Source organism: Vibrio jasicida CAIM 1864 = LMG 25398, from assembly GCF_000400365.1.
Classification (GTDB): Bacteria; Pseudomonadota; Gammaproteobacteria; order Enterobacterales; family Vibrionaceae; genus Vibrio; species Vibrio jasicida.
Window position 1 is genome coordinate 1 of the sequence record NZ_BAOG01000246.1, and the last position, 5,527, is coordinate 5,527.

The following is a 5,527-nucleotide window of genomic DNA, read 5'->3' on the forward strand; positions in this document are numbered from 1 at the left end:
AAGTAGTTATTCTACAATCAAAAATTGCAACGCAGTTATCGAGTATTTTAACAAGCTAGAATGACCAGTTATTTACTACGATTGGTATTAATCCATATCGATCTTAACGTTCGCCAGCGTGCCTGTAGAAAAGGCTTCACCGCGTTGCGTCTTCAACATCAAACGCAGATCGTTAGCTGAATCCGCACTGTGCAATGCATCTTCTTCACTGATCTTGCCTTGCATCACCAATTTATAGAGCGACTGATCAAACGTCAGCATCCCGAATTCATTAGAGCGTGCCATGGTGGTTTTTAACTCATGCAGATCACCGCGACGGATCAGATCAGAAACTCGTGGACTATTTAGCAGAATCTCAAACACGCCATGACGTCCTTGACCGTTTTTATCACGGATCAGCTGTTGACCTACTACGCCTTTTAAGTTCATCGACAGATCAAACAGGAACTGATCTTTCTGATCTTTTGGCACTAGGTGCAAAATACGCTCAAGTGCTTGGTTTGCGTTATTCGCGTGCAATGTAGCCATACACAAGTGACCAGTCTCGGCAAAGGTCATCGCGTATTCCATCGTTTCGCGGCTACGGATCTCACCAATCAAAATCATGTCAGGCGCTTGGCGTAATGAGTTCTTTAACGCTACTTCATAGCTGTCGGTATCCAATCCAACTTCACGCTGAGTCACGATACAACGCTTGTGCTCGTGCACAAATTCGATTGGATCTTCAACTGTCAGAATGTGACCTGTTTTATTGCTGTTACGGTAACCCGTCATCGCCGCCATAGTGGTCGACTTACCGGAACCTGTAGCACCAACCACCAGCACTAAGCCACGTTTCGCTATCGCAAGATCTTGCAACACTAAAGGCAGCTTAAGCTGTTCAAACGTAGGAATGTTGGTTTCGATACGACGAATCACCGCACCAGGTAATTCTCGCTGAAAGAAAGCACTAACACGGAAGCGGCCACAATCTCGGACAATCGCAAAGTTTGATTCTCGACTTTTACGAAACTCCTGACGTCGCTCTGGATCCATTGCACTATCGAGCAGCATGGCTACGTCATTTTCACTCAACTTATCCCCTTGCGGACGCAGTTCGCCATCCACACGAAATAAGATCGGCGCACCAACCGTGATATAAAGATCCGACGCTTTTAACGCCAGCATGCCTTCGAGAAATTTATTCAGATCCATCTTCCGGGTTCGCTATTACCTATGTGATCGTTACGAGAATTGCTGCGCTTCGATTTCGACTTTCTTGTCGACTTCTTCACGCGATACCATACCTTGAGCCATCAACTGACGGGCATTTTGTTCCATGGTTTGCATGCCATGTGCCGCTCCGGTTTGAATGATCGAGTACATCTGCGCCACTTTATCTTCGCGGATCAAGTTACGGATTGCTGGCGTTGCCATCATGATCTCATGACAAGCAATACGGCCTCCACCATTTCGCTTAAGCAGCTTTTGCGCAATAACCGAACGCAACGACTCCGACAGCATCGAACGCACCATGTCTTTGTCACTACCTGGGAATACGTCGATAATACGGTCGATGGTTTTCGCTGCTGAGCTAGTATGCAGCGTACCGAAAACAAGGTGACCCGTTTCAGCAGCCGTCAGCGCCAAACTGATAGTTTCTTTGTCACGCATCTCACCAACTAGAATGACATCCGGGTCTTCACGTAGCGCGCTGCGAAGCGCATTTTGGAAGCTATGCGTATCACGGTGTACTTCACGTTGGTTGATCAAACACTTATTGTTGTTGTGAACAAATTCAATAGGATCTTCAATTGTAAGAATATGCTTGTTGTGATTACGGTTAATGTAGTCAACAATGGCAGCCAAGGTTGTCGATTTACCCGAACCTGTTGGACCGGTAACCAGTACTAAACCTTTTTCTGCGTTAGCAATCTTTTTGAAGATCTCTGGCGCTTCTAGCTCTTCCAGTGTTGGAATGCTACTTGGGATGGTACGGAACACCGCCGCACAGCCACGAGATTGGTTGAAGGCGTTGACACGAAAACGGCCAACATTGTGCAATTCAAATGAGAAATCGACTTCGAGTTTTTCTTCGAATTCACTGCGCTGCGCATCGTTCATGATTTCAAAAACCAAACGGTGCACTTCTTGGTGTGTAAACGCTGGAATGCCCAGTTTTCTCACATCACCATCAATACGAACCATTGGTGGTACACCTGCAGAAAGATGTAGATCCGAAGCATTATGTTTTACACTAAAATCCAGTAACTCAGTGATATCCATTTAAAATCCTTAAGTCTAAAGTACAGCTATGAGTAGTATTCAACAAAACATTGAACATATCACCTCTCAAATTCGACACGACGAACAAAAATGTGGCCGTTCTCCAGAGTCAGTGCAACTTTTAGCAGTAAGCAAAACTAAACCTGTCGAGGCGGTTCTCGAAGCCTACCAATCAGGCCAAGTGGCGTTTGGTGAAAACTACGTCCAAGAGGGCGTCAGTAAAGTTCAGCACTTTGCCGAGCATTATCCAGATTATCGAATCGAATGGCACTTCATTGGGCCAATTCAGTCCAATAAATCACGTCCTGTCGCTGAACATTTCGATTGGGTTCACACCATTGATCGCGCTAAGATCGCTCAACGTTTAAATGACCAGCGCCCAAGTGAGCTAAAACCGTTACAAGTGCTGATTCAAGTAAACACCAGTGGTGAAGATTCTAAATCTGGCGTCAACGATGCAGAAATATTCGAGCTGGCTGAGTTGATTTCTCGCCTTCCAAACCTCACGTTAAGAGGGTTGATGTCGATTCCTGCTAACGTGCCAGATTACGAATCACAACTGCGAGCGTTCAAACAATTATCTGAACTTAAGCACAAGCTAGCTCAGCAGTACCCAGATGTCGACACGCTCTCTATGGGCATGAGCGGTGACATGGATGCTGCTATAGAAGCGGGCAGTACTATGGTTCGCATCGGCACCGCTATTTTTGGCGCACGAGACTACGGCAAACAGCAATAAAAGCGTATTGTTGCCAGACACTGTGAACTTGAGTCTGACGGCCTTTCTTTGGGCAGTCAGAGCAAAGTGGTGCGATTATACACCCGTGCGCACAACAAATTGTAAGAATTTATATTTGGAAATCAGACATATGGAACATAAAAAGATTGCCTTCATCGGCGCAGGGAACATGGTGAGAGCCATTGTCTCGGGTCTCGTCGCTAATGGCTACCCTGCTCAAAACATTGTCGCAACCGCGCCATCTGAGACGCGCCGCCAGCCTCTTGAGCAAGACTTTGGTATCCGTACCACCAGCGATAACATCGCAGCTGCAACGGAAGCGGACGTGGTGGTATTGTCTGTGAAGCCACAAATGATGGAGGAAGTGTGTAAACCACTGCAATCTATCGACTTCAGCAACAAACTGGTTATCTCTATCGCAGCAGGTATCAACTGTTCACGTTTGGATGGCATGTTAGCGAATAAGCTCAATTTGGTTCGCGTGATGCCAAACACACCATCCCAACTTGGTTTGGGTATGAGTGGTCTATATGCGCCTGAATCTGTTTCAGAACAAGACAAAGCCTTCGCAACAGAACTAATGCAAGCATGCGGTAAGGTGTGTTGGGTTGGGCAAGAATCGGGCATCAACAACGTTATTGCAGCAGCAGGCAGTGCACCGGCGTACTTCTTCCTATTTATGGAAGCGATGCAAGCTGAAGCGATTGCTCAAGGCTTCGATAAAGACACCGCACGCATGTTAGTTCAGCAAGCAGCACTTGGCGCTGCAAGCATGGTAGTGGAAAATCCAGAAACTGAGCTTTCAACGCTACGCGAGAACGTGACATCAAAAGGTGGCACAACGGCAGAAGCGCTACGTACGTTCAACGAACATCAACTGTCTGATATTGTGGCGAAAGCAATGCAAGCTGCGGTTGCTCGCGCTGAAGAAATGGAAAAACTGTTTTAATTATCTGAACGGCACAACTAGGGCGTGTCGTTCTTTACTTGTTAAGGGTACCTTATGAATTCAATGAGTTTTCTCATCTCAACCCTATTTGACCTGTACATCATGGTCGTCATTTTGCGTATTTGGTTGCAAGCTGCCCGTGCAGATTTCTACAACCCATTCTCGCAGTTTATCGTTAAAGCAACACAGCCAGTTGTGGGGCCATTACGTCGAGTCATCCCTTCTGTCGGTGGTATCGATCTAGCGACAGTGCTTTTTGCTTACGTACTGTGCGTACTTAAGTTCGTTGCATTGATCCTGATTGCATCAAGTGGTTCGGTTTCTTTCAGTGCCGATTTCCTATTCCTAGGTTTGCTATCATTAGTTAAAGCCGCTGGTGGCTTGCTATTCTGGGTTCTATTGATCCGTGCGATTCTAAGCTGGGTAAGCCAAGGTCGCAGCCCAATCGAGTACGTATTCCATCAATTAACAGAGCCAATGCTCGCACCAATTCGCCGTATCCTACCTGCGATGGGTGGTTTTGATTTAAGCGTACTCGTATTGTTTATCGGTCTGCAATTCGCGAACTTCCTAATGGGTGACGTGATTGGTCCAATCTGGTACCAACTATAATGTCAGCCGCCGTTTGGCTCGATGGCGAGGATGTCATTCTCAAACTCTATATTCAACCAAAAGCGAGCCGCGACAAGGTCGTCGGCTTGCATGGTGAAGAGCTTAAAATTGCCATCACCGCACCGCCTGTCGATGGTAAAGCGAATGCACACCTCACCAAGTTTTTGGCGAAACAATTCAAAGTTGCTAAGGGCTTGGTTCACATAGAAAAAGGTGAACTGGGACGTCATAAGCAAATTCGGATAGAATCTCCAATACAAATACCAAGCGAAATTAAAGCCATCATTTGATGGCTTTTTATTTACGATTTTCGTATCAAATTAAATAACGAATATCGATTCGAGGAAGTAATAATGAGCAAATGGATTACCGCCCTATTGATCAGCCTTTTATCTTTACCAAGCATGGCAGGTCAGTTCAAAACCATGAAAGACATCGAAGTTCACTATGTTGCGTTTAACTCGACCTTTCTGACGTCAAAGATCGCTCGTAGCTACGACATCAAGCGTAATGGCTATAATGCAGTAGTGAACATCAGCGTATTAGACAGCGCCTCACTAGGTAAACCAGCAGTTGACGCAAAAATCACTGGCCAAGCGAAGAACTTGATTGGCCAAACGCAGAAACTCACCTTCCGAGAAGTAAAAGAAGGTAATGCGATTTACTACTTAGCTGAACTTGGCATTACCAACGAAGAAACTTTTACCTTCGATATTGACGTTAAAGCTGGAAACAAAGGCTCAGGTAAGCTTAAATTCACCCAGAAATTTTATGTCGAAGAGTAATTAGGTTGTGATGATCTAAAAGCTTTTAGAACATCATAACCTTAGGGTTTGTTTACCTTTCGAGCTGATTTTTGCAGCGAATTGTTGGGTATTTATACAAGGCAGAGACTTTGCTATGTAGCTAGCCTACATGAGAAGTCGATAACGCAGTAGAAATGACCAACAAACGCTGCCCAA

At 45.6% G+C, this 5,527-nt stretch carries 7 protein-coding genes; 5 read left to right on the forward strand and 2 right to left on the reverse strand.

Going from position 1 to position 5,527, the window contains the following annotated elements; all coding sequences use genetic code 11:
- Positions 1-87 precede the first annotated feature (87 nt).
- Positions 88-1,194 carry a PilT/PilU family type 4a pilus ATPase gene (locus tag VJL_RS27265; protein ID WP_038873178.1) on the reverse strand — a complete coding sequence of 369 codons (1,107 nt, stop codon included), beginning with the start codon at positions 1,192-1,194 and terminating at the stop codon, positions 88-90.
- Positions 1,195-1,224: 30 nt separating this feature from the next.
- On the reverse strand, positions 1,225-2,265 hold the full coding sequence (locus VJL_RS27270; RefSeq protein WP_038873181.1) for a type IV pilus twitching motility protein PilT: 1,041 nt from the start codon (positions 2,263-2,265) through the stop codon (positions 1,225-1,227).
- Positions 2,266-2,293: 28 nt separating this feature from the next.
- On the opposite strand from VJL_RS27270, the gene VJL_RS27275 reads away from it, so the two are divergent.
- From VJL_RS27275 to VJL_RS27295, 5 genes are all read left to right on the forward strand, one after another.
- Positions 2,294-3,004: a YggS family pyridoxal phosphate-dependent enzyme gene (locus VJL_RS27275; RefSeq protein WP_038873183.1), complete on the forward strand. Its 711-nt coding sequence runs from the start codon at positions 2,294-2,296 to the stop codon at positions 3,002-3,004.
- A gap of 130 nt (positions 3,005-3,134) precedes the next feature.
- Entirely contained in the window at positions 3,135-3,953 is an 819-nt protein-coding gene (gene proC, locus VJL_RS27280; protein ID WP_038882491.1) for a pyrroline-5-carboxylate reductase, read from the forward strand.
- Positions 3,954-4,007: 54 nt separating this feature from the next.
- Positions 4,008-4,565 (forward strand): YggT family protein, encoded by a 558-nt coding sequence (locus tag VJL_RS27285; protein WP_038873187.1) that lies wholly within the window; start codon positions 4,008-4,010, stop codon positions 4,563-4,565.
- Positions 4,565-4,855, forward strand: a complete 291-nt coding sequence (yggU, locus tag VJL_RS27290; protein WP_038873189.1) for a DUF167 family protein YggU — start codon at positions 4,565-4,567, stop codon at positions 4,853-4,855. The genes VJL_RS27285 and yggU overlap by 1 nt, the downstream gene beginning before the upstream one ends.
- A gap of 63 nt (positions 4,856-4,918) precedes the next feature.
- Positions 4,919-5,350, forward strand: coding sequence for a DUF4426 domain-containing protein (locus VJL_RS27295; RefSeq protein ID WP_038873192.1), 432 nt, complete (start codon positions 4,919-4,921; stop codon positions 5,348-5,350).
- Positions 5,351-5,527: the final 177 nt, after the last annotated feature.

Excerpts from the sequence above, each read along its gene's own strand:
- VJL_RS27265 (WP_038873178.1), bottom strand. The coding sequence starts at position 1,194 with ATGGATCTGAATAAATTTCTCGAAGGCATGCTGGCGTTAAAAGCGTCG.
- VJL_RS27270 (WP_038873181.1), bottom strand. The coding sequence starts at position 2,265 with ATGGATATCACTGAGTTACTGGATTTTAGTGTAAAACATAATGCTTCG.
- VJL_RS27275 (WP_038873183.1), top strand. The coding sequence starts at position 2,294 with ATGAGTAGTATTCAACAAAACATTGAACATATCACCTCTCAAATTCGA.
- proC (WP_038882491.1), top strand. The coding sequence starts at position 3,135 with ATGGAACATAAAAAGATTGCCTTCATCGGCGCAGGGAACATGGTGAGA.
- VJL_RS27285 (WP_038873187.1), top strand. The coding sequence starts at position 4,008 with ATGAATTCAATGAGTTTTCTCATCTCAACCCTATTTGACCTGTACATC.
- yggU (WP_038873189.1), top strand. The coding sequence starts at position 4,565 with ATGTCAGCCGCCGTTTGGCTCGATGGCGAGGATGTCATTCTCAAACTC.
- VJL_RS27295 (WP_038873192.1), top strand. The coding sequence starts at position 4,919 with ATGAGCAAATGGATTACCGCCCTATTGATCAGCCTTTTATCTTTACCA.